We start from the raw sequence: 23,976 nt of genomic DNA on the forward strand, positions 1-23,976 counted from the left end.
ACGTCTCAGTCGAGGTTAGAACGCGGCAGAAGGCAGATTGCTCCTTAGTGCCTCAACGTGAGATGGGCCGCCCTAAATGCGGAAAACACCGATCTCGTGGTCGCCACGCCACACGATCTCGACAGCAAACATTTCCGCAGTCGATGGTATTTGCAGGACGAACTGATCCGGTACGCCGCTGAGGCTGGCAAGCTGAAGCAGCGCACCACTCTCGGACCGGTTCCTCACCTTACAATCGAGGACGCCGCCGTTGGGGAGAACGATCTTGCCGGCCTGCAAGACTTTTCGAAACCGCATTTCCGAACGCCGATCGGACGGCGATCCTTCGGACGCCGTAGGCCTTCGGGGATCGTGGGGTTTCGCCTCGCCGGGATCGTCCGGTCGGGCGGCGCCGTCGGCGCGGCCGGCGAGGATGCGCGCGAGATCGTGCAGATCGAGGTTGTCTGCGGCGAGCGCCCGGCGGATGGCCCTGGCCGCACCGGCAACTTCGCCGTCCTGATCGCTCGCGAGCAGGGGGAGCAGCTTCACGAGTTTACGAGTCGATTCCGTCGAAAGCACTGTGGCTCCCTACCGTTCTTTTCCTTGTCTCCACTTCTGATGGCCCCCGGTTTTGAGGGCGTTAATGGCAGAAATCGGCCTGTCTTGAGGGTTGATGGAGTCTTCAAAGATCTGGTTATTTTTACAATCCGTTATCGAGTCGGCGCTCACGCCACGGCGCGGGCCGGCGCCAGGGCCTCGTCCTCCTGCGCGGCGTCGTCACCGTCGGCGTCCTCGCACAGGGCCGTCGCCAGCACCCGGGAGCGGTAGCGCCAGAGGTCGCGCTGCTCGCGCAGGTGGTCGAGCCGGCCTTCGGCTTCCGCCAGGGCGACGCGCAGGGCGTCAAGTTCGCTGCGCAGGCCCGTCGTGCGGGTGCGCTCCTCCGCCAGGGCCGCCTTCAGGATGGCGATGGCGGCGGCATCGCCCGCGATCCGCGCGGGAACGGGCTCGGGCGCGGGTGCCGACACGACCTGCGGGCGGGGGAGGGGGGCGATCTCCTCGCGCAGGCGGGCGGTGTCGAGGGCGCGAGGGGCGGGGGGCGGGGCGGCCGGTGGGGCGGCCATGCCCTCTTCCTCCAGGACGAGGCCGTGCAGCATGGAGAAGACCTCGTCGCCGTCGAGGCGGCGCAGGTCGAAGCCGCTCTCGGTGGCGAGGCGGCTCCAGGCGGCCTGTCCGCCGGTCGAGCGGCCGACGAAGGCCATCGACCATTCCGAGAAGCTGCGCTCCGTCACCGGGCGGCATTCGAGCACCGTCACGTCGCCATGGCGCAGATCGCGCTGGATGCGCTCGAACGTGTCCTCGACGCCCTTCTGCGGACCTTCCAGCACCTGGGCGAAGGCGCCGTCGTTGAACATCAGCGCCCCCGTCACCCCGACGCGGGGATTGTTGCGGCGGGAGGCGTCGAGGATCGTCTCCACGGCCGCCCGGGCCTCCGGCTCCGAGCCGTTGAGCAGGTTCTTGCTGGCGTAGACGAGGCGGTAGAGGTCGCTCATGGGTGAACTCCCGGGGCGGACGGGTTGGCGTGCGGATCGCGCGGCAGCAGGCGCATCAGGTCGTCGAGGGGCACTGGTCGGCTGATGAGGTAGCCCTGCACGTCGGTGCAGCCCTCGGCCTGGATGCGGCGCATCTGCTCCTCGGTCTCGACCCCTTCCGCCACCGTCGTCATGCCGAGGCTGCGGCCGAGCCCGGCGATGGCGCGGATGATCGCGTCGCCATCCGGCGCGGTGGCGATGTCCTTCACGAAGGAGCGGTCGATCTTGATCTTGTCGAAGGGGAAGCTGCGCAAATAACTCAGGGAGGAATAGCCGGTGCCGAAATCGTCCATCGAGACGCGCACGCCGAGCTTGCGCAGCCGGTGCAGGGTGTCGAGCGTGTGATCGTTGTTCTGCAGCAGCACGCCCTCGGTGATCTCCACCTCCAGGCGGCGCGGGGGCAGGCCCGAGGTGGCGAGGGCGGAGACGATCATGTCCACCAGCCGCTCGCTCTTGAACTGGGCGGGCGAGACGTTCACCGCCACCGAGACCGTATCCGGCCACAGGGCCGCGTCCCGGCAGGCTTGCCGCACCACCCATTCGCCGATCGGCACGATCAGCCCGACCTCCTCCGCCAGCGGGATGAAATCCGCCGGGGAGACCGTGCCGCGCTCGGGATGCTTCCAGCGCAGGAGCGCCTCGCAGCCGGTGACGCTCTGGTTCTTCAGGTTCAATTGCGGCTGGTAGTGCAGCACGAACTCCCGCCGGGCGAGCGCCTGCCGGATATCGAGTTCCAGCCGGCGGCGGGCCTGCATCCGCACGTCCATCTCCGGCTCGAAGAACCGGAACGTGGCGCGCCCGTCGAGCTTGGCGCGGTAGAGGGCAAGGTCGGCGTGCTTGAGCAGCCGCTCCGCGTCGGCGCCGTCCTTGGGCGCGAGGGCCGCGCCGACGCTGACGCCGATGGTCAGCAACTGCCCGTCGATGATGTAGGTGCGGCCGATCAAGTCCACGAGCCGCCGGGCGAGGATCGTCACGTCCTCCTGCCGCGCGGCGCCGGCTTGGATCACCACGAACTCGTCGCCGCCGATCCGCGCCACCGTGTCGGCGCTGCGCACGGCCGAGCGCAGGCGGTCGGCCACCTTCTCCAGCAGCGCGTCGCCCACGGCGTGGCCGAGGGTGTCGTTGATCGGCTTGAAGCGGTCGAGGTCGAGGAGGAGCACGGCGCAGGGCTCGCCGTAGCGGTTCAGGCGGTCGAGGGAGGCGCTGAGGCGCTCGCGCAGCATCAGCCGGTTGGCGAGGCCGGTGAGCGGATCGATCCGCGCCAACTCGGCCGAGTTCGCCTCGCGCGCGCGGATCTCGGTCATGTCCTCCAAGGCGACGGTCCAGCCCCCGTCCACGGGATGGATGCGCAGGGCGATGGTGCGCCCGGCCGTCACCGTCTCGAAGGCCTGCGGGCCTTCCTCCGCGCGGGCACGGCGCAGCATCGCGAAGCCGTCGCGCAGGCCGGAGCCGGTGATCGCCGCGAGGATGCGCAGCAGGTCACGGCCCGAGGAGCCAGTGGTCGCGGTGAAGCCGAGGCCCGAGAGGATGGCGCGGGCGGGGGCGGTGGCGACCACGACGCGGCCCCGCCGGTCGATGGCGATCACCCCCTGGTCGAGCCCGTCGAAATAGGTGGCGAGCCGGCGGACGGGATCGGCCTCAACGGAGGGATTCGTGGCGACGACGCGGAGCGGCTGGGGGGCGGGCATCGGGAACCGATCGGACGTGACGGCGCACCGGGGCGCACCGCTTCTCCACCAGAAATGCAGGCAAGCGTCACCAATTCGTGACCAAACCGGCAAAGTCTGTGAAACGATTGCACGAATCGGCGGCGATACACGGTCGCCATTGCCTATGTTTGCCGGCCGCCACGCTTTCCGGGATGCGGGCTCCGTCCGAAGCAAGTACAGCCGCAGCGCCGGTGAATGATCCGGAAACGAAACGGCCCCGGCCGCGCCGCCTCGCGAGAGACGGCACGACCGGGGCACGGGGCGGTGAGGCCGCGTCAGCCGTTACCAGCGGCGCCAGCCGTGGTGCCAGCCACCGCGCCAGCCGACATGGCGGTGCCAGCCCCAGTGACGATGCCAGCCGTAATGCCGACGCCAGCCGTAGCCGTAGACCGGACGGAACGCGTAGGGGCGGTAGAAGCCGTTCGGACGGCAAAAGCCGTAATCGTGCGGTGGAAGCCGAGTCCGCACCCGTCGCGGGCTTCCGCGGTTCCCGCCGTAGCGGTGATGGTGCCGAGCGCGAGAAGGGCCGCGCCAATCAACTTCATTCGCATGGAAGTCTTCCTCCTTCGTGAGTGCCTGGAAACACCGGATGCTGGAGGGGAGTTGCAACTCTGCCTTGAAGGTTGTGTATCAATTTGTTTCAAGGGCGGAGTAGCCTGATATCTCTGTGCGGAAACTATAGCCGCGCCTTGTGATCCATCGAAAAGCTTGGGTGACCCGTCGCCGACCCGCGCGCTCAGGCGGTGCAGCATTTGTCGTTCTCGACATTCTCAACGAGGCAAAAACCTACCTTAGATCTTTTATAATCAAGCAGAGTGCTGGCCTTCTACGGCCGCAATGCTTGCGAAGGGCGCTTGATCGGGCCAGCTCCATCACCTACCCGGTGCCGCATGCCGCCGTCCCGGCGGACAGCCCGGAGCCCTTTCGATGCCGAGCCCCCGCGCGATCCTCTTCCGCCTGCACTGGGCGCTCGGCCTCACGGCCGGGCTGATCCTGGCGGTAGTGGGCGCGACCGGCGCGCTCCTCAGCTACGAGGAGGCCCTCACCGATTGGGCGAACCCTGATCGTCTGACGGTGGCGACGCGGGAGGCGCCGCCGCTCGCCCTGTCGGATCTCACGCAGCGCATTGAAGCGCAGAGGCCCGGCCAGCGCGTCGCGCGGCTGACCCTACAGGACGACCCGGCCGCCAGCGTCACCATCCGTTTCGCCCGCGATCCGGCGACGCGCCAGCGGCCGGACTCGGTCTTCGCCGACCCCTATGACGGCGCGGTGCTCGGGCCGGTGCGGGGCGAGGCCCTGTTCGACACGGTGCTCGCGCTGCACCGCTTCCTGCTTCTGCCCGGCGACGGCAACGGGTGGGGACGGCAGATCACCGGCGCCTGCGCCATCGCCCTGCTGGTGTTCCTCGTGACGGGGATCGTGCTGCGCTGGCCGCAGGTGCACCGCCTCAGGATCTGGCTGCGCCCGAGCCTGTCCCGGCCGGGGCGGGCGCGGTGGTGGTCGCTGCACGCGGTGGCCGGGACGTGGCTGCTGCCGGTCTACCTGATCATCGCCCTGTCCGGGCTCACATGGTCCTACGGCTGGTTCAAGGACGGGGCGAACGCCCTGCTCGTCGGCGGGGCCAAGCCCGCTGCGATGGGCAAGCGCGCCAAGGCCGGGCCGGAGGGGCCGCCCGCCCTCGATGCAGTCTGGACTGCGTTCCACGATGGCGAGGGGCGGAACGCCGCCCGTGCGCAGATCCTGCTGCCGGAGGAAGGGCGCCAGCCGATCCGCATCCGCTGGTTCTCCCGCGACGACGACCGCCCCGCCGCCCGCAACGAGGCGCGATACGAGGCCGCCACGGGCACCCTCATGTCGGCCGAGCGCGCGGCCGATCAGCCGCTGGGCAAGCGGATCGCCGGCAACATGCTGGAGGTGCATCGCGGCCGGTTCTTCGGCGCGGGCTTCGCCCTGCTGTTCTGCCTCGCGGCCCTGGCGATGCCGGGTTTCGCGGCGACGGGGATCGCCCTCTACCTCCTGCGCCGCCGGGCCGCCGGGCGGCGGACCGCGCGCAAGCCGCTGGTGCCCGCGCCCGCCGAGTGAGGGCGCGCTACAGCTTCACGCGGATCGCGGCGATGGCCGAGAACGGCGCCCCCGGTGCATTGTTGAACTGGTTGAACGGCTGCTCGATGTAGCGCGCGTCCGTCAGGTTGCGCAGGTTGACCGAGAGACGCCAGCGCTCGTCGAAATCGTACCAGAGGGCGGCGTCCACGCGGGCATAGGCGCCGACGGAGTAGCTGTTGTTGAGGTCGCCCGTCCGCTGGCCGACATAGGTGACGCCCGCCCCGAGGCCGAGGCCGCGCAGCCAGCCCTCGCGGAACTCGTAGGTGGTCCAGACGCTGCCGCTGAAGGTCGGCACGCCGACGAGGCGGTTGCCGACGGCGAAGGTGGTGTCGCGGGTGATCTTCGCGTCGAGGAAGCCGACGCCGCCGATCACGTTCCAGCCCGGCAGGATCTCCCCCGCGAGGTCCGCTTCGAACCCCTGTGATTGCTGCTGCCCGGTGATGACCGAGAAGCCGGTGTTCGCCGGATCGGTGGCGGCGACGTTGTCGCGGGTGATGCGGAAGGCCGAGCCGGAGAGGGTCAGGGTCGGCAGGATGTCGATGCGGGTGCCGATCTCGACCTGCTCGCCGGTCTCCGGCGCGGGGTTGGCGACGTTCAGGACATTCGCCGTCTGCGGCGCGAACGAGGTGGCGTAGCTCGCGTAGAAGGTCAGCGGCTCGAAGGGCCGGTAGATCAGGCCGATCCGGGGCGAGGCGCCGAATAAGTCCTGATCCGGCGGGATGGTCCGCGAGGCCGTGGTGCGGCTGAAATAGAACTGCGACCCGAGGTCGAACCGGGCGCCGATCACGAGCTGCAATTGCGGCGTGAGGGCGATCTGATCCTGCAGGTAGAAGCCGAACAGTTCGAGCTTCTGTTTCAAATCCGATTGGAGGCTGAGGCCCACCGGCGAGGCGTTGGCGAGGATCGGGTTCAGGAAGCTGGTCGAGGGTAGGACACCCTGAAGCGAATAGGGGTGGCGGAACCCGTTCGTGTACTCGAAGCCCAGCAGCGCCGTGTGACTGAAGCCGAACGTGTCGAACTTCAGCACCGCCTCGCTCTGGGTATCCACCGCCGCGAAAGTCGAATCGACCGTCGATTCCCGGCGGGCGACCGTCGTCCCGGCGGCGTTCACCCCCGTGGCGCGGGAGGCGAAGACGTGGAACACGCCCCATTGCCCGTTCACGATCTGGCGCAGGGTCAGGTTCTCGTTGACGTCGTGCTCGATGCGCAGCGTCGTGGAATTGACCTCGCCATAATAGCGCGACCACGGCGTGCCGTAATACCGGCCGACGTCGTCCAGCGGCACCCGTCCCCGGAAGGCGATCAGCCCCTCGTCGTACTGGCTGTACTGCTTCGTGAACTCGGAGTTGAGGTAGACCCGCGTGTCGGGCGTCGGCGTCCAGCTGATCGCCGGGGCGATGAAGTACCTGGAATTGGTGTTGTCGCCGATGTTGCGGAAGGTCGGATCTTCCTGCGCGGCGAAGCTGATCCGGCCGGCGAGGGTGTCGGATTCGAGCAGCGCGCTCGACACGGAGCCCTGCACCCGGCGCAGGCCGAAGCCGCCGCCGAGCACCGAGAGTTCGCCGGAGGGCTCCAGCGTCGGGCGCCGCGTGACGATGTTGACGACGCCGCCAGGGTCGCCCCGGCCGAACAGCACCGAGGCCGGCCCCTTGATGACTTCCACCCGCTCGGCATTCGCGAGGTCTCGCTCAACCGGATAGAAGGCGATGGCCGGATTGATGAGCACGCCATCGACGGCGAAGACCTGCGTGCTGAAGCCGCGAATGATGTAGTTCTGCGAGCGGCCCTGGACGGTGCTGCCCGGCACGACGTTGCTGACGTTCGTGACCGCATCGGTGAGCCGCAGATCCTGCTGATCGCCGATCACCTGTCGGGGCACGACGTTGATGGTCTGCGGCGAGTCGCGCAAGGCCGTGTCGGTCTTGGTGCTGGTGGCGGAGCGGGTGGCGCGGTAGCCGCTGACCGGCCCGGTGGCGCTCTCGGGGACGGGACCGCCCTGGCCGACCACGCTCAGTTCCTCAAGGACGACCTCGCTCGGCGCCGGTTGCGCCCGTACCGGGCCGAGGCTCGCCGCCGCCAGGGCGAGGCCGAGGGGAAGCCGGACCCGAGAGGGGGAACGGCGCTGACACGGGCGGGACATGGCTCATCGACTCGAAGCGGCGCGGCACGCGCGCCCTGTCGCGTCTTCTGCGGCCACGCTTCCCGGATCAACCGAGTAACGGCGTTTAGTTCTGGGTTTCCATCTATTGCCGACCCGTGTTCCTCAAACACAACAAAGGTGAATTAGATCAATTCCAGACAACATACACACGACAACGGCGAGGCTCATCGTTCGACACCTGCCTAATAAGATCGTGCGCGATGAAAACCGAGCCATGCGGCGCCGGCCCTTGAGCGCGGCAGGCGCAACCGCTACCTCTCCCGGCGGGGGGCCCCGCCACCCTTGGGCCGGGTCCCCCGGTAGCCTGCGGCCGAGAGGGCAGTCGTGGCGTCGAGTCTTCCCCCGATCCCGTCCCCGGACATCGATCCGGCCGCGCCGAAACGGCGGGTGAGCGCCCGAGGGCGGTTGCGGACCTACTTCCTCACCGGCGTGATCGTTGCGGGGCCCCTGGCCATCACCGCCTACATCACGTGGTGGATCATCGCGCTCATCGATTCCTTCGTGAAGCCGCTGATCCCGGCGAGCTACCTGCCGGACCATTACCTGCCGTTCTCGATTCCCGGCATCGGCCTGGTCATCGCCTTCCTGGCGGTGACGCTCCTCGGCTTCCTCACGGCCAACCTCGTCGGCCGGTCGATCATCGAGTTCGGGGAGGTGCTGCTCGCCCGCACCCCCGTCATCTCAGGCCTCTACAAGGGGCTGCGCCAGATCTTCGAGACGCTGTTCTCGGCGAACGGCACCTCGTTCCGCACCGTGGGGCTGGTGGAATTCCCGGTGAAGGGCACGTGGTCCGTGGTGTTCCTCTCCGCGCCGGCCGCGCCGGAGGTGGAGAACGCCCTGCAAGGTAGGGGCGTGTCAGGGGGCGACCTCGTGGGCGTGTTCCTGCCCTGCGCCCCGAACCCGACGACGGGGTTCTTCTTCTACCTGCCGCGCTCGGAGGTGGTGGAAGTGCCGATCAGCGTCGATGACGCGGCCAAGCTCGTGATGTCGGCGGGCGTCATCCAGCCGGAGGATCCGCAGGCGCGGCTCAACGCCATGGCGGCGACCCTGCGTTCCACCCATGCCCCGGGCCCCCACCCCGCCGAGACGCGGCACGCGGCGCCGGAGGATGCCTGACACGCGAAGGGCCGCCCCATCCGGCGGATGGGGCGGCCCTTCACGAAACGTCGTGGACCCTTTGAGCCGATCAGCGCTGCAGGGAAGCCTGCTGGGGCGCGATGGTCGGCGGGGTCGCCTGCGCCACCGAGACGGTGGTGCGCTGTGCGGGGGCCATCCAGCCCGTGCTCGCCTGAACGGTGAGCGCGAGCCCGAGGGCCACCACGAGGCCATTGGCGGCGATCCAGAACGGGCGAGACGCCCGCTTCACGGCGGCCTGAAGCTCGTCCGCAGTCCGGTTCGCGACGGTCTCCCGATCCGAGATGGGCATCAACCACGGCTCATTGGGGAGCGCGAAGTGGCCGGCCATCTCGTTGGAGCCCGGCAGGTGCTGGAACAGTCCGTTCGACATGTCCGTCCTCCAGATTCGTCCGTGACGACCCGGCGTACCGGGCCTTTCGTTCATCTGGAGTTAAGGGACGATTGTGTCGGATGCAAGGTCTTAGCCTACCTGAAGCTTGCCTGAACGACCGCGCCAGCTTGACAGGAAATTTATAAGTCCTTGTCATTGCTCATCTATCTCGGAGCGTCCGTCGCGATCCGACCAATTGTGCAGTAATTTTCCGCACATTTCGATCCTGTCGGTTTTCTGAACGAACCCGTTCAACCAGCCCCGATCAGCCGGATCGCGGCCTCCCGTTCGAACAAGTAGAGCAGCACCCGGAGGGCCTGACCGCGTGGGCTTTCGAGGCGCGGATCGCGCTCCACCACGAGCCTAGCATCGTCGCGGGCGGTCTCCAGAAGGTCGCCGTCGCTCTCGATCCGGGCGAGACGGAAGGCGGCCATGCCCGATTGGCGGGTACCGAGCACTTCGCCCTCGCCGCGCAGCTTCAAATCGGCCTCGGCGATGCGGAAGCCGTCCTCGGTCTCGCGCATCATCTCTAGCCGCGCCCGCGAGACCTGCCCGAGCGGCCCGCGGTAGAGCAGCAAGCAGGACGACGCCTTGGCGCCGCGCCCGACGCGGCCCCGCAGCTGGTGCAGCTGAGCGAGGCCGAAGCGTTCGGCGTGCTCCACCACCATGATCGTCGCCTGGGGGACATCGACGCCGACCTCGACCACGGTGGTCGAGACCAGCAGCGTCGTCTCGCCCGCCGCGAAGCGGGCCATGGCGGCGTCCTTCTCCGGCCCCGGCATCTTGCCGTGGATCAGCCCGACGACCCCGCCGAAATGCTGCCTCAGGTCCTCGAACCGCTCGGCCGCCGCCGCGAGGTCCACGAACTCGGATTCCTCCACCAGGGGGCAGATCCAGTAGACGCGCTCGCCCTGCGCCATGGCCCGGCCGAGCCCGGCCACCACCTCGTCCAGGCGGTCGGTCGACATCGTCACCGTGCGGATCGGCTGACGCCCGGCGGGCTTCTCGTCGAGGACCGAGACGTCCATGTCGCCGAAGAAGGTCAGCGCCAGGGTGCGCGGGATCGGCGTGGCGGTCATCACGAGGAAGTCCACCGCCTCGCCCTTGGCGCCGAGGGCGAGCCGTTGGTGGACGCCGAAGCGGTGCTGCTCATCGACCACGGCGAGGCCGAGATCGCGGAAGGTCACGGCCTCCTGGAACAGGGCATGGGTGCCGACGAGGATGTCGATCTCCCCCGCCGCGAGGTCGGCGAGGGTCGTCCGGCGCTCGGCAGCCTTGTCGCGGCCGGTCATCAGGCGCAGGCGCAGGGCGCCGGCCATGGGCACGAGACGTTCGAAATGCTGCCGGGCCAGGATCTCGGTCGGCGCCATCAGGGCGGCCTGCCGCCCGGCCTCCACCGCCGAGGCCATGGCGAGGAGCGCCACCGCCGTCTTGCCCGAGCCGACATCGCCCTGGAGCAGGCGCAGCATCCGGCGGGGCTCGGTGAGGTCGGTGCGGATCTCGTCCACCGCCCGCCGCTGCGCCCCGGTGAGGGCGAAGGGCAGATCGGCCGTGAGCCGCGCGACGAGGCGTCCATCCCCCGCGTTCACCCGGCCCGCCTTCCGCCGCTGGCGGGCGCGGGTGAGGGCGAGCGCCAGTTGCGAGGCCAGGAGTTCGTCATACGCGAGCCGCCGCCGGGCGGGGGTCACGGGCGCCGGCTGGAGCGGGTCGGCCGGGCGGGGCGGTACGTCCTCCGGGCGGTGCTCGGCGCGCAGGGCGTCGGCGAAGGGCGGGTAGCGGTTCTTGGCGAGCCAGGCCGGGTCCTGCCATTCCGGCAGGGGGGCCAGCTTGTCGAGGGCGGCGACGGCGAGCTTGTTGATCGCCCGCGAGGTCAGTCCCTCGGTGGCGCCGTAGACCGGCTCGACGGCGGGCAGGTCCGCGAGCCCGGCCTCGTCCATGATGCGGGACGGATGCACCATCTGGCGCATCCCCTCCCAGACATCGATCTTGCCAGAGACGTAGCGGTGCGAGCCGAGGGGCAGCATCTTCTCGACCCGCGCCCTTGGCATCCCGAAGAAGACGAGCGTGACCTCACCTGTCGCGTCCTCCGTCACCACCCGGTGCGGGCGCCGGCCCGCGCCGACCGTGGGCGGGCGGTGGCCCACCACCGTCACGCCGATGGTGACGGGCTCGCCGGCCGGCGCCTCGGCCACGGAGCCGACCAGCCGTCGCGACACCCCGCCCTGCGGCAGGTGGAACAGCAGATCGACGATCCGCGCCTCGCGCTCGGGCGAGCCGAGAAGCTTCTCGATCAACGGCGCGACCTTCGGCCCGACGCCCGGCAGGGTGCGGGCCGGGGCGAAGAGCGGATCGAGGAGGCTCGGGCGGAGGCTGGGTTCGGACATCGCTTTCGGCGAGGCTAGACCGGAGGGGCTTACCGGAGCCTTCGCCGCCATGCCACTCATGACGGGGACCGCCCGCTCGTCGCACGCCCTTGGCAGGGACCGGCGGGGAGGACAGATAGGACCCGAGCGGAGGCCGGAGGCGGTGCGGGACGTGTCAGCGGGAATAGCGAAGCCGCAGGTCGAGGTGGCCGTGGTCGGGGCCGGAGCGGCAGGTCTCGCCGCCGCCCTGGCCTGCGCGCAGGCGGGCGTGCCGACGGCCCTCGTCGGGCGCCACGCCCCGGTGGCGGATGGGCGCACCGTCGCCCTGCTCGACGGGTCCGTCCGCTTCCTGAAGGCCCTCGGCGCCTGGGACGAGGTCGGCGCGAAGGCGAGCCCCCTCTGCACCCTGCAGATCGTGGACGACACCGGCAGCCTGTTCCGCCCGCCGCCCGCCCGGTTCAACTCCTCCGAGATCGGCCTCGACGCCTTCGGCTGGAACGTGGAATCGTCCCACCTCGTGGCGGCCCTGCGCCGCTGCGCCCGCAGCCAGCCGAACCTCACCCTGATCGAGAGCGACGCCGTGGGGGCCGTGCCCGGCGAGGCGGCTTCCCGCATCACCCTCGCCGATGGCGGCACGGCCGAGGCGCGGCTCGTCATCGGGGCGGACGGCAGCCGCTCGCCCTTGCGCGCCGCGAGCGGCGTCTCCGTGCGCGAATGGACCTACCCGCAATCGGCGATCACCACGATCCTCGCCCACACCAAGCCGCATGGCGACGTCTCGACGGAGTTCCACACCCGGTCCGGGCCCTTCACCCTGGTGCCGATGAGCGGGGGCTTCCGTTCCAGCCTCGTCTGGGTGGCGGGGAAGGGGCAGGCCGAGCGGCTGGCCGCGATGGACGATGCCGGCCTCGGTGCGGCCGTCGAGCGGCAGGCGCGGGGGATGCTCGGGACGATGCGCATCGACGGGCCGCGCGGCCTCGTGCCGATGCGCGGGCTCCTCGTCGCGACTCCGGTGGCGGCGCGGCTCGCGCTGATCGGCGAGGCGGCGCATGTCTTCCCGCCCATCGGCGCGCAAGGCTTGAACCTCGGCCTGCGCGATGCGGCCTCGCTGCGGGACATGGTGGCGCGGGCCCATCGGGATGGGCGCGATCCGGGGAGCCGGGCCGTGCTCTCGGCCTATGCGGGCGGGCGCCGGATCGATGCCGCGGCGCGCACGGCCGCTGTCGATGCGCTGAACCGCTCGCTGCTGACGGAATTGCTGCCGCTGGATCTGGCGCGGGGGCTCGGCCTGCTGGCCATGGCCCATTTCGGGCCGCTGCGGCGGATGGTGATGCGGGAAGGGGTTTTGCCGCGATTCGGCGCGCCCGAACTCATGCGGGCTGACAGGCGGGCGGCGTCGGCCTGAGGGCGGCCGCGTCCGCTGGGTTCAGAAGTCGGGCTTGGCCGCCACGCAGGCACCCAGCCGCGTCGCGAGGTCGACCGGCGCGCCGCTGCGGGTCTCGCCGTTCTCGCCGATCAGGATGACGGGGATGCCGCGTTCGCGCATCCGTGCCCGGAGACGGGCCGCCCGCCGCGCATAGGTCGGATCGCGCCGGGCGGGCGCCTGGACCAGGACTGCGGCGGGAGGAGCGATGACGGCCAGCACATCGTCCGCCGCCTCGAGCGAGGCGGTGACGCTGGCGTAACCCAGCCCGGCAAGCTCGCCGGAGAGCGAGTGGTCCACGGCCCGAACGCCGTCATCCACCACGAGGACTTGCTGCAGCGCAACCATAAGCTTGAGCGATACCCCATCGGTTGCGGGCTGAAAAGATAGCCGCGCTCGGAAACCTAAGCCAAACCCACGAAAAGGCTGTTGGATCCACCTTTCGCACTCTGCGGCGAAGGTGAATCGTACAATCTGAGCGGGGGCTGAACCGATCCCGGGATGGGGTTCAGGGGGTGGGGATGACGGCCAGAACGCCCTTGGCCTGATGGGCGCAATAGGCGGTTTCCTGCCAGATCGCGTCGCCGGACGAATCGTCCGTATCGCGGTGCGAAGGGGCGGCGCGGCAGAGGAGCCGGCCGTTCCGTGGCCGGCGAACGAGCGGGTGGGGGACCTCCGACGCGCGTGATTCATCGAGGGTCGGTATGTCCCACCGGCCGCGGGGGCGGGTGAGGATCGCGTCCTCGTCGAGGACGAGCACGTCGAGGCAAGGTGGCCCCACCACGTCGCGGGCGCTGGGCACGGGCATCCGCGTGGGCGCCCGGTGGACGATGTCGATGGCCCGCACCGTCCAGGGCAGGGTCGTCTCGGCCAGGGCGGCCTCGAAGGCAGCGGGGACGACGAGGCGCGTCGGGACCGGGCGCATGAGGGCGACCCGGAAGGCGGCCGAATCGAACGGGATCAGCGTTTCAAGGCTCGCGCCCGAGGCCACGGCCATGCCGAGGCCGGTGACGAGCCCGCGCAAATCGTGCGGCGGCAGGAGGGTAAGCACCCGTTCCGGGGAGGGCAGGCGCTCCCGGTGGGCGGCGACCGCCGCGCCGAACAGGGCGGCGTCCCGCCGGACGGGGCGGCGCGGATCGCCGCCGGCGAAGGTGAGGAGGCCGAGGCCGGGCGCGGGGTCGATGATGCCGCGTTCCAGCGCCATGGCGTCGAGACTGATGACGCCGTCGGGCAGGCCCGGCCCGAAGGCGGCGAGGAAGCGCAGGCCGAAATGGCGCAGGGCCGTGAAGGCGAGTTCCTCCGCCGGGCGCCGCGTCCCGCGCCGGCCCTCGGTGAGCACGGCGACGAGCCCGGCCGATTCGATGGCGGCGGACAGGGCCTCGCCCTCCCAGACCGGCGAGAGCGGGCAGGGCAGATGGCCGGCGGCCTCGACCGCGAGATGGGCGAGGGAAGATTCGGCGCCGCCCGCGAAGAAGAGCCCGATTCGGCTGCCCGGCGCGAGGCGCCATGCGGCGATCCCCCGCGCCAGCCGCCCGACGATCTCGGCGGCGGCCTCGTAGGTCCAGGTGATCGCGGGCCGGCCGCACCACGCGCGGCGGTCGCCGGCATCGCGCAGAAGTGTCCGCTGCGGGGCGAGGCGCGCCGCCGCCATCAGGGCGATGGCCAGCCCCTGCCGCAGCGGCTCGTCGGCCGGCTGTGACGGAAAATGCGCCGCGTGCGCGCTCACTCGGCCCCCTGACGGACAGCGTTCGGGGGCACCATTCCCCCTGCATGGTTAATCCCGCGTTGACGCTCGCCGGGCCGCGCCTCTTGCGGCGGAACGGCATGCGGCCTAGGGAGGCCCGCGTCCGCACGCGGATGCCCAAGAGACGACAGCGTCATGCCTTCGCCTCATTCGGAGGGAAAGCAGCCGCCCGGCCCTCCGGGTGGATCCATCCGGTTCGCAGCGGCCGACGGCCATACCGTTCCGACCGGGTTTCGAGTGGCGATCGTCATCGCGGCACGCTCCCCGGAGGCTTCGGCAAGCCGCCGCGCAGGTTCCACGTCCAGGTAACGAACGCCCTAAGGAATAAGAGCCGATGTCCTTCACCCGCTCCGCGCCGTTCGCGCGCGCCGCCTTCCTCGGCCTCGCGGGCCTCGCGCTGGCGACGGTTCCGGCCTCGGCTCAGCCGAAGAAGCCCGCCGCCCCGGCGGCCCAGGCCCCCGCTCCCACCGCTCCCGCCCCCGGCCAGACCCCGGCCGCGCAGACCCCCGCCGCCCAGGCCGGCCCGCAGATCGTCACGCTGAAGTCCGAGCCGAGCCAGGCCGACTGGACCAAGGTGTGCGGCAAGGACCAGGGTTCGGGCACCGACATCTGCTACACGACCCGCGACTTCGTGTCGGACCAGGGCCAGCCCGTGCTGGCCGCCGCCGTCTACGACATGAAGAACCCGGCGCAGAAGCAGGAAATCCGCGTCGTCCGCTTCCTGCTGCCCCTCGGCCTGCTTCTGCAGCCCGGCATCCGCTTCAGCGTCGATGGTCAGGGCGCCACCGCCGGCCGCTTCGCCGTGTGCTTCCCGAACGGCTGCTTCGCCGAGGTTGGCGGCGTCGATGCGGCGGTGATCGCCGCCCTCAAGAAGGGCACGACCCTCAACGTCTCGGTGCAGAACCAGACCCAGCGCGAAGTGACCTTCGCCGTGCCGCTCGCCGGCTTCGGCAAGGCCTTCGACGGCCCGGCCATGGACCCGAAGGTGCTTGAGGAGCAGCAGAAGAAGCTTCAGTCCGAGCTGGAGAAGCGCAGCGAAGAGATGCGCAAGAAGCTTGAGACGCAGCAGGGCGCCGCGCCGGCCCCCGCCGCCAAGTAAGCCAGCATAACAAAAGGGGCGCCCCAGGCGCCCCGATACGACCGGAAAGGGTCGGGCAGGAATGCCCGGCCCTTTTTCAGTTGGTCGCCCGGTCGCGCATCCGATAGGTGCCGGCGGCGTCGCGCTCGAAGATCTCCTTGATCCCGGCATGGCGCAGGGCCTCCCCCGACGTGTCGGGCAGGAGGTTCTGCTCGGAGACGTAGGCGACGTACTCCGTCTCCGCATTCTCGGCGAGCAGGTGGTAGAAGGGCTGGTCCTTGCGCGGCCGGACTTCCTCCGGGATCGCGAGCCACCATTCCTCCGTGTTGTCGAACACGGGATCGACGTCGAACACGATGCCGCGGAAAGGATAGACCTTGTGCCGCACGATGGCACCGATGCCGAATTTTGCGGTCTTGAGTGTCACGTCCGTCATCAGTCGTTCCGTCCTCCGCGTGAGATAAGCGCGATGGACGGTTCTGTCACCGTGGACGCGGTGAGCTTCACGCCCCTGTCACGATCCCGAATTCGTGGGCGATGGCGCGGGCCGTAGCCTCGCGGCGGGCGATGAGGACGGCAGAGGCTGCCCGCACCGCCGCCACGGTCTCCGGCAAGGCGGTGTGCGGCGAGCCGCTGTCGAACGGCGGCTCGGGCGCGTATTGCATCATCAGCTGGATCGCGCGGGCGGTCTCCTCGCCGCGCAGGATCGCCGCGAGGCGCAGGGCCCCGTCGATGCCGGCGGTGACGCCCGCCGCGAAGACCCAGTCCCCATCGATCACCACGCGCTCATCGACGGGCGTCGCGCCGAAATGCGGGAGCAGATCGACGGCGCTCCAATAGGTCGTCGCACGCCGCCCCCGGAGCAGGCCCGCCGCGCCGAGGATCAGCGCTCCGGTGCAGACCGAGAACACCATCCTGGCCCCGGCCGCCTGATCCCGCAGCCAGCCGAGGACGGCCTCGTTGCGCATCAGCGCCTCCTGCCCGGCGCCGCCGGGGACGTGGAGCACGTCGAGTTGCGGCGCCTCCGCGATGGCTCCGTCCGGCACGAGACGCAGGCCCCGCACGTCGCGCACCGGAGCCCCATCCGGTGAGTAGAGCCGCACGGTGGAGTTGGGCAGCCGCCCGAACACCTCGAACGGGCCGGTGAGGTCGATCTGGTCGATTCCCTCGAAGAGGAGCGAGCCGATGGCGAGCGGCTGGTCGTGGGGGATCATGGAAGCCTCCTGTCTGGACCCGCCGATCCTAATGGGGCATCGTCTGGCCGAAATGCCAAAGACCCCACAGTTTCCGCCAAGCCCGCGCATCGTCGAGATCCTGGCCTTCCAGCAGGTCCAGATCCTCGACGTCGCCGGGCCGTTGCAGGTTTTCGCGACGGCGAACGAACGGCTGGGCTTGGCCCTGCCGCCCTACGCACCGCGTGTGGTCGCGCCGGGCGGTGAAACGGTGTCGGCGTCCGCAGGTCTCGGCCTCGCGACCCTGCCGTTGCCTAAGACGGAAGCCCCCATCGAGACGTTCATCGTGGCCGGCGGCCCCGGCGTCACGGCGGCGTCTGGCGACCCTGCCCTCGTGGCCTGGGTCGCGGCGCGGGCGGATCGCGCGCGACGGGTCGCCTCGGTCTGCACCGGAGCGTTCCTCCTCGCGGCCACGGGCCGTCTCGACGGCCGGCGGGCCGCGACCCATTGGGCGCATTGCGACAGGCTGGCGGCCCTGCATCCGCGGATCCGGGTGGAGGCCGACCCGATCTTCGTGCGGGACGGCGCGATCTGGACCTCGGCGGGCGTCACCGCCGGCATCGACCTCGCCCTGGCGCTGGTGGAAGAAGACCTCGGGCGGGAGGCGGCACTGGCGATCGCCCGCCACCTCGTGATGTTCCTTAAGCGCCCCGGCGGGCAGGCGCAGTTCAGCGCCGCCCTGGCGCTCCAGGGCGGGGAGGACCGGTTTGCGGCCTTGCATGAATGGGTCGGCGCGAACCTCGCCCGCGACCTCTCCCTGCCGGCGCTCGCAGTGCAGGCGGGGATGAGCGAGCGCAGCCTCAACCGGCGCTATCGCGAGGCGACGGGGATGACGCCGGCCAAGGGCGTCGAGCGCCTGCGGCTCGAAGCGGCTCGGCGGGCGCTCGGGGAGACGCGGGCGCCGGTCAAACGGATCGCCCGCGAGTGTGGCTTCGGCACGGAGGAAACGATGCGACGGGCCTTCCTGCGCCACGTCCGCGCGACGCCGCAGGATTATCGGGCGCGGTTCGGGGCCTGACGGATCAGGCCGGCAGGGTGAGGAGACCGGCCTTGCCGTCGCCGCAGCCGAAGATCAGGCGGGCGCCGCGCCCGTCCCAGGCCAGCGCGGTGACGCCGCTGCCCGCGACCGCCGGTCGGACCAGCAGTTCCGCCGCATCTGTGAAGCGCACCAGCAGGATGCAGCCGTCCTCGTAGCCCATCGCCAGCACGGGCGCCTTCGGATGGAAGGCGACGCGGGAGACGCGGGCCGGGCGCACGCCGCATTCGCGCGGGGGCTTGCCGGTCGGGCCCTCCTTGGAATCGAACGGCCAGACGATGGCCGCCTCGGCGCCGCTGGTAGCGAGCCAGTTCCCATCCGACGACCACGACAGGGAGCGGACCTTGCCGGGGTAGCCCGACATCCGCATGTGGCCCTTGTCGGGCTGGAGGCGCCAGCCGTGCAGGGAGTTCTCCTGCATGGTGGTGACGACGAAGCGCCCGTCCGGCGACCAAGACACGTCGATATGCGAGCCCTTCCATGACAGGTCCTCGGGCGCGGTCTCAAGGTTCGGGTACCAGAGGCTCGCGCCGTTGTAGTGGGACACCGCGAGGCGGTAGCCCTTGGGGCCGAAGGCAAGGCCGCGCGCGGAGGAGGGGGCCTGGAAGGTCTTCTCGCGTCCCTTGGCGTCGAGGGCCACGACGTTGCGCCCGGCCGAGAAGGCCACCGCGCCGTCCCCGTGCAGGGCGATGGCGTCGATCCAGGCATTGTTCTTGGCGGTGGCGACCTCGCGGGTGGTGCCGTCGGCGCGGGTCTCGACCACGCGGCCGTCGTCGCCCCCCGTCACGAGGCGCGCCGGGCCGCCCGCCGCCACGAGCACGCCCGCTTCGGGATGGGCCGCCACGCGGGACACGTCACCGTCGCGGATCAGGGCGACATGGCCGTCGGCCAGCGCGAGGCAGGGGACGTCGCCGAGCCAATGGGCGGCGACCGCATGGGCGCCGGGTTCCAGGTCGGCGACGTGGCTCGTGAGCGAGGCGGTTGAAATGGAAGAGCTCATGAGGAAACCTTTGCGGCCGGACCGGCGCGGGCGACGATCAGGGTGGTGATCAAGGCCAAGAGCCCCGCGACGAGAGCCGGCGGGACCAGGGCGTAGAGGTTGACAGCCTGATAGGCCAGGGCGCCGCACAGGGCACCCACGAGAAGCGACAGCCAGACGACGCCGTCGCCGGCCCAGCCGAACGGCGAGCCGGTGCGGGTCAACGCCTCGGCGATCTTTTGGCCGAAGCTGAACAGGGCGCCGGTCACGAAGGTGGTGCCGGCGCGGAACCCCTTCACGCGGGCGAGCACCGCGTTCTGCGCGCCCATCGCGGCAGCGAGGGCGAGGCTCGCATTGCTCAGCTCCGGGAAGGACAGGCCGATGGCGAGGGCGGCGGCGATGAGGATCGTCTCGAAGGCCAGCACGGCCGGCGTCGCCCAGCGGTCGGACACGAGGATCGCCACCACGCTGCCGAGGATGGCGCCCGCCAGGAAGCAGGCGACGAGCCCGAGGGGCAACAGCGTCCGGTTCCAGTCGGTCTCCCCGACATAGACCGCGAATTGAGTCGTGTTGCCGCTCATGAACGACGTGTAGAGGCCACCGAGCCGCACGAAGCCGAGGGCATCGACGTAGCCGGCCAGCGCGGTCAGCACCAGACCCGCACCCAACTGCCACCTGCGGTTCACGAACCGGCTTCCCACACGCAGCGCGTCAACCCTTCGTTAACCAAACCGGTGCCTCCGTTTACCACCCCGCCGACGCGGTTAACGCAACGCTCACCTAACCTCTGCAATTCGATGCAAATCCGGCGAACGCCGAGCCGCGGGGCTCCGTTTCCCCTGCGATCTGACACCGGGGCCGTATGCCCTGGCCAGGTGAGTTGGAGTTGCGTCATGATCCCGTTCGCGTTCGCCGTACCGGCCGTCCCGCACCTCGCCCCCGCCGCCACCACGGTGCTGGTCGTGGAGGACGAGCCCACCGTCTGCGAGCTTGCCGCCGAGGCGCTGCTGGACGAGGGCTACCGGGTGCTCACCGCCGCCGACGCCTGGGAGGCCGAGGCCATCCTCTCCCGCGAGAGCGTGGATCTGCTCTTCACCGATATCGACTTGGCCCGCAACACGAACGGCATCGTGCTGGCCCGCCACGCGCGGGAGCAATGCCCGCACTTGGCCGTTGTCTACACCTCCGGCGGCCGCGCCTGCCTCGCCACCGGCGAAGCGGTGCCGGAATCCCTCTTCGTCCCGAAGCCCTACCGTCCGAGCCAGCTCGTCGCCCTGACGAACGAGATCCTGCGCCCGGCGGATTCCCACCACGCCTGAGAGGACACACGACCCATGCGGCCCCGCCTCACCGCCCTGTTGTGCCTGACGCTCGGCACGCTGACGACGCCGGGGGCTGCCTTCGCCGCCTGTGACGTGCAGGGCGCGAAGATCGAGGAACAGATCGCCGCCAAGGCGGAACTGCAGAAGGACGCCAACGCCCAGACGGTGCGCGACCTGCGCACGCTGCGCGACGCGGCCATCGTGCTGGAGACCTACAAGTATCCCGGCGAGTGCGAGGTGCTGCTCGGCATCGCCCGCTCGCTCCTGTCGGACCCCGCCAAGACCATCGAGCAGGGTGGCGACACCGACGAGGACAAGGCCGAGACCCTGGTGGAGGCCCGCAAGCCCAAGGGCGGCGCCGAGAAGGCCCCCGAGAAGGCACCGAAGTCCGAGTAGCCCGGCCCCTACTTCCCTCCGCCGCCTGCGTTGATCCTCGCCTTGGCGAGGGCGCGGGCGAGCTTCGCGGCGATCTCGCCCCGCAGGGCGTCGGCCATCTCGATGTCGGCGAGCCGCCACGTGAAGCCCCGCAGGCGCAGGCGGATCCGGGTCCGCTGCGCCCGTGGCCCCTCCGGCGGGATCGGGATCACCACCGCCCGGAAGCCCCGCATCTCGGCCGCCGCGTAATAGGACATCAGCCGGCCCGCGTTGCGGATCGACAGGCCGGTCGTCCTCGCGCCCTCCGGCTTCTTCAGGTCGAGCTTCTCCGGCCAGCCGTCATCCAGCAGATCGATCACCGTATCCGGCGTCACGAGGCTTTCGGCCAGGGCGAGGGCAAGGCCGTAGGCCGCTTCGTTCAGGCGTTGCCGGTCCTTCGGGTCGAGATCCTCGTCGGCGTCCGTCGCCACGCGCACGGCGGCGACGATCTGGCGGACCAGCGACAGCCGTAGGGTGCGGAAGTTGACGTGCGTCTCGACATAGGCAGCATCGTGCCGCCGCACCGCATCCGCGAGGTTGTAGAGCGACCACAGGGGGCTCAGCGTAAACAGGAGCCACGCGACCGCGATCGCGAGGGGGATCGCGAGCCAGCGCCGCATGGCTCAGACCGGACCGAGCCGGATCATACCCGCTCCGCCCAGGCGGACAGGCCGGCGAAAGCCTCCACGACCCGTTCGTAGACCGGACGCTTGAACGGGACGATCAGCCCCGGCAACTCATCGAACCGCGCCCAGCGCCACGCATCGAACTCGGGCTTGTGCGCCCCGCCGCCGGGATTGAGCACGTCGATGACGTCCTCGGTGCCGACGAACCCGTAGGCGAACCATTTCTGCGTCTGGCCCCGGTAGCGGCCCTTCCAGGCCTGCTTCAACACCGCGGGCGGCAGGTCGTAGGCGAGCCAATCCGGCACCTCGCCGAGCAGCCGCACGGCCTTGGGCGGGACGTTGGTCTCCTCGAACAATTCGCGCCGGGCCGCCGCCTCGGGATCCTCGCCGGGATCGATGCCGCCCTGGGGCATCTGCCAGCTATGAGGACCGTCGACATGCTCGGGGCCCGCATCCTGCCGGCGCCGGCCGACGAGGACGCCGCCCTTGGGGCCGATCAGGGTGATCCCGACGCAGGGCCGGTAGGGCAGGTCGTTCGAGTCGCTGTTGTGAGCCATCGCGGGCGACCATAGGCCGGCGCCCCGAGGCGCGGCAACGCGCATTCACGCCCGCGCGACGATCAATCGGCCTTGGAGACGCGTTTCGGTGTCCCACGCAGGGCGACGCTGGCGGGCACGAGGCGGATGCCCCGCGCGTCGAGGTCGCGCGCCCAGCGCACGATGCGGTCCACCGCCATCAGCGAACCGCCCGTCGAGACGAGGACGAAGCCGTTGCTGCGGGCCAGCCCCTCGGCGCGGGCGAGTTCGGCGTCGATGGCGTCGGGGCGGGGCGTCGCGTCGAGGACGATCTCGGCGCGGGCCGTGGGCGTGCGCGACTTGTTGGCCAGGGGAGGGGACTTCGGCACCGTGCCGTCGTCCACGAAGCCGAGGCCCCGCGCGCCGATCTCCCGCAGGATCGGCTCGAAGGCGGAATCGCCCATCATCTTGCCGCCCATCAGGTTGACGAGGCCGACATAGCCGGGAAACCGCGCCAGGACCCAGGCGAGGCGATCCGCGTTCTCCGGTCCCTTCAGGGCGGTGAGCAGGGCCTGAGGGCCGGGATCGCTGTCGGGATAGTCGAAGGGCTCCATCGGCAATTGCAGGAACACCTCGTGCCCGGCATCGCGGGCGCGGGCGGCGGCGCGCTCCACCTCGTTGCCGTAGGGAGCGAAGGCGAGGCTCACCGCCTGCGGCAGGCGGGCGGTGGCGGCGGCCGTGGCCGATTGGCCGATCCCGAGCCCCGTCACGAGGATCGCGATGCGGGGGCCGGTACCGGGCTCGTCGGGGCGGGCATAGACGTCGAGGGCGCGCAGACGGCCCTCGCCGATGCGGGGCATGAGGCCGTGCCGGCCCTGTTCCGTCAGGCGCGGATCGGGCGCCGCCGCGAGGCGCGGCGCGTTGGCGGGTGGCACGCGGATCACCACGGCCTCGCTCGGGGCCGAGCCGGGCGGGCGCACCACCGTCACGCCGGAGGCGGTCTCGACCTCCTCGGCGCTGCGCTGCGCCAACGGTGCGGTTGCGTCCGGGGTTGGCATGGCGACGACCGCCTGGGGCGCGGGCTTCGCCGGAGGGGGATCGCGCAGCTCGATCATCGCCCCCGCGCTGGGCTCGCCGGCCTGCGGATCACCGAAGGCGAAGACGAGACCGAGGGCGGCGACGAGGCAGCCCGCGCCGAGACCCGCCGCGACGCGCGGCTGGCGGGCACGGGCGATCAGCCCGGCGGCGCGACCGGTCGGCGGCGCCTTGGCGCCGGCTGCGGCGACCCCGAGGGGCCGGGTCAGGATATCGTCTGCGGGCTCGGTCACACGGAACTCGTCGCAGGAGCCATCCCGCAACCGAGAGCAGCGGGCGATCCTCGTCCATATCTGCCGGTCGTTGTGGTTAACGTTCCGCTAATGCCGCCCGACTGTTCAATCCCGTGACGCTTTCCCGCCACGCCCGATCAATCGTACCGCTCACAACCGCGACCCAATTATCATAGATCAGCACGCGTTGACTTATGTTGTTTTGACCATGCTTGGCAATATTCAAAAGCAGATGCGGCGATAAGCTCGGGCGGGAACTTTCACTCGGTGAAAGCATCGACAAAACGACGCCGCGATCGACGATCCCAGCCCCGGAGCGGAGCCATACAATGTCCACCAGCGCGAAAGAGATCTACGTCACCGCCCTCAAAAATACTCACGCCGTCGAGACGCAGGCGCTTCAGATCATGGAGCGGCAGGTCGAGCGGCTGGAACGCTACCCCGAGATGACGGACGCCCTGCGCAAGCACATCGACGAGACCCACGGGCAGCGCCGCCGACTCGAGGAGGCGCTTCACAGCCTCAACGAGTCGCCCTCGGTCATCAAGGAGGGGTTTCTCGGTTTCGTCGGCAACATGATGGCCCTCGGCCACACGCCCGCGCAGGACGAGATCCTGAAGAACACCTACGCGAACCACGCCTTCGAGAATTTCGAGATCGCGGCCTACACCTCGCTCCTGGCGATCGGTGACGCGGCGGGTCTCTCGGCGCATCGGGCCGGGCTCACCCAGTCCCTGGACGAAGAAAAGGCCATGGCGCAGCGCGTCCATGACCTCATCGTGCCGACCACGCAGCGCTACGTCCAGTTGACCGCCAGCGGCGAGAAAGCCGACCGGTAGTCCACCGACAGCCGGTGCCCGCGCTAAGC

Annotated in this window: 23 protein-coding genes and 1 pseudogene; 8 read left to right on the top strand and 16 right to left on the bottom strand. The window is 70.3% G+C overall.

Annotated elements, in window-relative coordinates; all coding sequences use genetic code 11:
- Positions 1 to 72 precede the first annotated feature (72 nt).
- The 4 genes and pseudogenes from MKK52_RS08050 to MKK52_RS08065 form a co-directional block, all read right to left on the bottom strand.
- Positions 73 to 558 carry a hypothetical protein gene (locus tag MKK52_RS08050; protein WP_243953283.1) on the bottom strand — a complete coding sequence of 162 codons (486 nt, stop codon included), beginning with the start codon at positions 556 to 558 and terminating at the stop codon, positions 73 to 75.
- Between the two features lie 146 nt (positions 559 to 704).
- Positions 705 to 1,529: a BLUF domain-containing protein gene (locus tag MKK52_RS08055; RefSeq protein ID WP_243953284.1), complete on the bottom strand. Its 825-nt coding sequence runs from the start codon at positions 1,527 to 1,529 to the stop codon at positions 705 to 707.
- Positions 1,526 to 3,256 (bottom strand): putative bifunctional diguanylate cyclase/phosphodiesterase, encoded by a 1,731-nt coding sequence (locus tag MKK52_RS08060; RefSeq protein WP_243953285.1) that lies wholly within the window; start codon positions 3,254 to 3,256, stop codon positions 1,526 to 1,528. Before MKK52_RS08060 ends, MKK52_RS08055 begins: the two co-directional genes overlap by 4 nt.
- A 303-nt stretch (positions 3,257 to 3,559) precedes the next feature.
- Positions 3,560 to 3,828, bottom strand: a pseudogene (locus MKK52_RS08065) (GCG_CRPN prefix-to-repeats domain-containing protein).
- Between the two features lie 376 nt (positions 3,829 to 4,204).
- On the opposite strand from MKK52_RS08065, the gene MKK52_RS08070 reads away from it, so the two are divergent.
- A complete protein-coding gene (locus tag MKK52_RS08070) occupies positions 4,205 to 5,359 on the top strand; it encodes a PepSY-associated TM helix domain-containing protein (RefSeq protein ID WP_243953286.1) in 1,155 nt (384 codons plus the stop codon).
- A gap of 7 nt (positions 5,360 to 5,366) precedes the next feature.
- Here MKK52_RS08070 and MKK52_RS08075 read toward each other — a convergent pair whose 3' ends face one another.
- Positions 5,367 to 7,520: a TonB-dependent receptor gene (locus tag MKK52_RS08075; RefSeq protein WP_243953287.1), complete on the bottom strand. Its 2,154-nt coding sequence runs from the start codon at positions 7,518 to 7,520 to the stop codon at positions 5,367 to 5,369.
- A gap of 345 nt (positions 7,521 to 7,865) precedes the next feature.
- Here MKK52_RS08075 and MKK52_RS08080 point away from each other — a divergent pair, with 345 nt between their 5' ends.
- Positions 7,866 to 8,657 (top strand): DUF502 domain-containing protein, encoded by a 792-nt coding sequence (locus tag MKK52_RS08080; protein WP_243953288.1) that lies wholly within the window; start codon positions 7,866 to 7,868, stop codon positions 8,655 to 8,657.
- A 70-nt stretch (positions 8,658 to 8,727) separates the two neighbouring features.
- On the opposite strand, the gene MKK52_RS08085 is transcribed toward MKK52_RS08080, so the two are convergent.
- Together MKK52_RS08085 and recG are read right to left on the bottom strand one after the other, a co-directional pair.
- Positions 8,728 to 9,048 carry a hypothetical protein gene (locus MKK52_RS08085; protein ID WP_243953289.1) on the bottom strand — a complete coding sequence of 107 codons (321 nt, stop codon included), beginning with the start codon at positions 9,046 to 9,048 and terminating at the stop codon, positions 8,728 to 8,730.
- Between the two features lie 251 nt (positions 9,049 to 9,299).
- The gene (gene recG / locus MKK52_RS08090) at positions 9,300 to 11,432 is read right to left on the bottom strand and encodes an ATP-dependent DNA helicase RecG (protein WP_243953290.1); all 2,133 of its coding nucleotides are present in this window, start codon (positions 11,430 to 11,432) and stop codon (positions 9,300 to 9,302) included.
- A gap of 142 nt (positions 11,433 to 11,574) precedes the next feature.
- On the opposite strand from recG, the gene MKK52_RS08095 reads away from it, so the two are divergent.
- On the top strand, positions 11,575 to 12,816 hold the full coding sequence (locus MKK52_RS08095) for an FAD-dependent monooxygenase (protein WP_243953291.1): 1,242 nt from the start codon (positions 11,575 to 11,577) through the stop codon (positions 12,814 to 12,816).
- 21 nt (positions 12,817 to 12,837) lie between these two features.
- Here the strand turns inward: MKK52_RS08095 and MKK52_RS08100 are convergent, their stop codons facing one another.
- Positions 12,838 to 13,182, bottom strand: coding sequence for a hypothetical protein (locus MKK52_RS08100; protein WP_243953292.1), 345 nt, complete (start codon positions 13,180 to 13,182; stop codon positions 12,838 to 12,840).
- Positions 13,183 to 13,342: 160 nt separating this feature from the next.
- Positions 13,343 to 14,560, bottom strand: coding sequence for an AMP-binding protein (locus MKK52_RS08105; protein ID WP_243953293.1), 1,218 nt, complete (start codon positions 14,558 to 14,560; stop codon positions 13,343 to 13,345).
- Between the two features lie 352 nt (positions 14,561 to 14,912).
- Here MKK52_RS08105 and MKK52_RS08110 point away from each other — a divergent pair, with 352 nt between their 5' ends.
- Positions 14,913 to 15,677, top strand: coding sequence for an invasion associated locus B family protein (locus MKK52_RS08110; RefSeq protein ID WP_243953294.1), 765 nt, complete (start codon positions 14,913 to 14,915; stop codon positions 15,675 to 15,677).
- A gap of 76 nt (positions 15,678 to 15,753) precedes the next feature.
- Here MKK52_RS08110 and hspQ read toward each other — a convergent pair whose 3' ends face one another.
- Positions 15,754 to 16,092, bottom strand: coding sequence for a heat shock protein HspQ (gene hspQ / locus MKK52_RS08115; RefSeq protein WP_243953295.1), 339 nt, complete (start codon positions 16,090 to 16,092; stop codon positions 15,754 to 15,756).
- Between the two features lie 67 nt (positions 16,093 to 16,159).
- Positions 16,160 to 16,870 (bottom strand): DJ-1/PfpI family protein, encoded by a 711-nt coding sequence (locus MKK52_RS08120; RefSeq protein WP_243953296.1) that lies wholly within the window; start codon positions 16,868 to 16,870, stop codon positions 16,160 to 16,162.
- 52 nt (positions 16,871 to 16,922) lie between these two features.
- On the opposite strand from MKK52_RS08120, the gene MKK52_RS08125 reads away from it, so the two are divergent.
- Entirely contained in the window at positions 16,923 to 17,906 is a 984-nt protein-coding gene (locus tag MKK52_RS08125) for a GlxA family transcriptional regulator (RefSeq protein WP_243953297.1), read from the top strand.
- 4 nt (positions 17,907 to 17,910) lie between these two features.
- Here the strand turns inward: MKK52_RS08125 and MKK52_RS08130 are convergent, their stop codons facing one another.
- Positions 17,911 to 18,924 (bottom strand): WD40 repeat domain-containing protein, encoded by a 1,014-nt coding sequence (locus tag MKK52_RS08130; protein WP_243953298.1) that lies wholly within the window; start codon positions 18,922 to 18,924, stop codon positions 17,911 to 17,913.
- Positions 18,921 to 19,589 (bottom strand): YoaK family protein, encoded by a 669-nt coding sequence (locus MKK52_RS08135; protein WP_243953299.1) that lies wholly within the window; start codon positions 19,587 to 19,589, stop codon positions 18,921 to 18,923. Before MKK52_RS08135 ends, MKK52_RS08130 begins: the two co-directional genes overlap by 4 nt.
- 207 nt (positions 19,590 to 19,796) lie before the next feature.
- Between MKK52_RS08135 and MKK52_RS08140 the strand changes: the two genes are divergently transcribed.
- Together MKK52_RS08140 and MKK52_RS08145 are read left to right on the top strand one after the other, a co-directional pair.
- A complete protein-coding gene (locus tag MKK52_RS08140) occupies positions 19,797 to 20,222 on the top strand; it encodes a response regulator (RefSeq protein ID WP_243953300.1) in 426 nt (141 codons plus the stop codon).
- 15 nt (positions 20,223 to 20,237) lie between these two features.
- Positions 20,238 to 20,621 carry a photosystem reaction center subunit H gene (locus tag MKK52_RS08145; RefSeq protein WP_243953301.1) on the top strand — a complete coding sequence of 128 codons (384 nt, stop codon included), beginning with the start codon at positions 20,238 to 20,240 and terminating at the stop codon, positions 20,619 to 20,621.
- 8 nt (positions 20,622 to 20,629) lie between these two features.
- On the opposite strand, the gene MKK52_RS08150 is transcribed toward MKK52_RS08145, so the two are convergent.
- The 3 genes from MKK52_RS08150 to MKK52_RS08160 form a co-directional block, all read right to left on the bottom strand.
- Entirely contained in the window at positions 20,630 to 21,259 is a 630-nt protein-coding gene (locus tag MKK52_RS08150; RefSeq protein ID WP_243953302.1) for a DUF2939 domain-containing protein, read from the bottom strand.
- Between the two features lie 23 nt (positions 21,260 to 21,282).
- A complete protein-coding gene (locus tag MKK52_RS08155; RefSeq protein ID WP_243953303.1) occupies positions 21,283 to 21,822 on the bottom strand; it encodes an RNA pyrophosphohydrolase in 540 nt (179 codons plus the stop codon).
- 62 nt (positions 21,823 to 21,884) lie between these two features.
- Positions 21,885 to 23,108, bottom strand: a complete 1,224-nt coding sequence (locus MKK52_RS08160) for a divergent polysaccharide deacetylase family protein (RefSeq protein ID WP_243953304.1) — start codon at positions 23,106 to 23,108, stop codon at positions 21,885 to 21,887.
- Positions 23,109 to 23,437: 329 nt separating this feature from the next.
- Here MKK52_RS08160 and MKK52_RS08165 point away from each other — a divergent pair, with 329 nt between their 5' ends.
- Entirely contained in the window at positions 23,438 to 23,947 is a 510-nt protein-coding gene (locus tag MKK52_RS08165) for a ferritin-like domain-containing protein (RefSeq protein ID WP_243953305.1), read from the top strand.
- Positions 23,948 to 23,976: the final 29 nt, after the last annotated feature.

The organism is Methylobacterium sp. J-067 (genome assembly GCF_022829465.1).
In the GTDB taxonomy this organism is placed as follows: Bacteria; Pseudomonadota; Alphaproteobacteria; order Rhizobiales; family Beijerinckiaceae; genus Methylobacterium; species Methylobacterium litchii.

Bases quoted from the DNA above. Each gene is read 5' to 3' on its own strand.
- MKK52_RS08055 (WP_243953284.1), bottom strand. From the start codon at position 1,529: ATGAGCGACCTCTACCGCCTCGTCTACGCCAGCAAGAACCTGCTCAAC.
- MKK52_RS08060 (WP_243953285.1), bottom strand. From the start codon at position 3,256: ATGCCCGCCCCCCAGCCGCTCCGCGTCGTCGCCACGAATCCCTCCGTT.
- MKK52_RS08070 (WP_243953286.1), top strand. From the start codon at position 4,205: ATGCCGAGCCCCCGCGCGATCCTCTTCCGCCTGCACTGGGCGCTCGGC.
- MKK52_RS08075 (WP_243953287.1), bottom strand. From the start codon at position 7,520: ATGTCCCGCCCGTGTCAGCGCCGTTCCCCCTCTCGGGTCCGGCTTCCC.
- MKK52_RS08085 (WP_243953289.1), bottom strand. From the start codon at position 9,048: ATGTCGAACGGACTGTTCCAGCACCTGCCGGGCTCCAACGAGATGGCC.
- recG (WP_243953290.1), bottom strand. From the start codon at position 11,432: ATGTCCGAACCCAGCCTCCGCCCGAGCCTCCTCGATCCGCTCTTCGCC.
- MKK52_RS08100 (WP_243953292.1), bottom strand. From the start codon at position 13,182: ATGGTTGCGCTGCAGCAAGTCCTCGTGGTGGATGACGGCGTTCGGGCC.
- MKK52_RS08110 (WP_243953294.1), top strand. From the start codon at position 14,913: ATGTCCTTCACCCGCTCCGCGCCGTTCGCGCGCGCCGCCTTCCTCGGC.
- hspQ (WP_243953295.1), bottom strand. From the start codon at position 16,092: ATGACGGACGTGACACTCAAGACCGCAAAATTCGGCATCGGTGCCATC.
- MKK52_RS08120 (WP_243953296.1), bottom strand. From the start codon at position 16,870: ATGATCCCCCACGACCAGCCGCTCGCCATCGGCTCGCTCCTCTTCGAG.
- MKK52_RS08125 (WP_243953297.1), top strand. From the start codon at position 16,923: ATGCCAAAGACCCCACAGTTTCCGCCAAGCCCGCGCATCGTCGAGATC.
- MKK52_RS08130 (WP_243953298.1), bottom strand. From the start codon at position 18,924: ATGAGCTCTTCCATTTCAACCGCCTCGCTCACGAGCCACGTCGCCGAC.
- MKK52_RS08140 (WP_243953300.1), top strand. From the start codon at position 19,797: ATGATCCCGTTCGCGTTCGCCGTACCGGCCGTCCCGCACCTCGCCCCC.
- MKK52_RS08145 (WP_243953301.1), top strand. From the start codon at position 20,238: ATGCGGCCCCGCCTCACCGCCCTGTTGTGCCTGACGCTCGGCACGCTG.
- MKK52_RS08150 (WP_243953302.1), bottom strand. From the start codon at position 21,259: ATGCGGCGCTGGCTCGCGATCCCCCTCGCGATCGCGGTCGCGTGGCTC.
- MKK52_RS08155 (WP_243953303.1), bottom strand. From the start codon at position 21,822: ATGGCTCACAACAGCGACTCGAACGACCTGCCCTACCGGCCCTGCGTC.
- MKK52_RS08165 (WP_243953305.1), top strand. From the start codon at position 23,438: ATGTCCACCAGCGCGAAAGAGATCTACGTCACCGCCCTCAAAAATACT.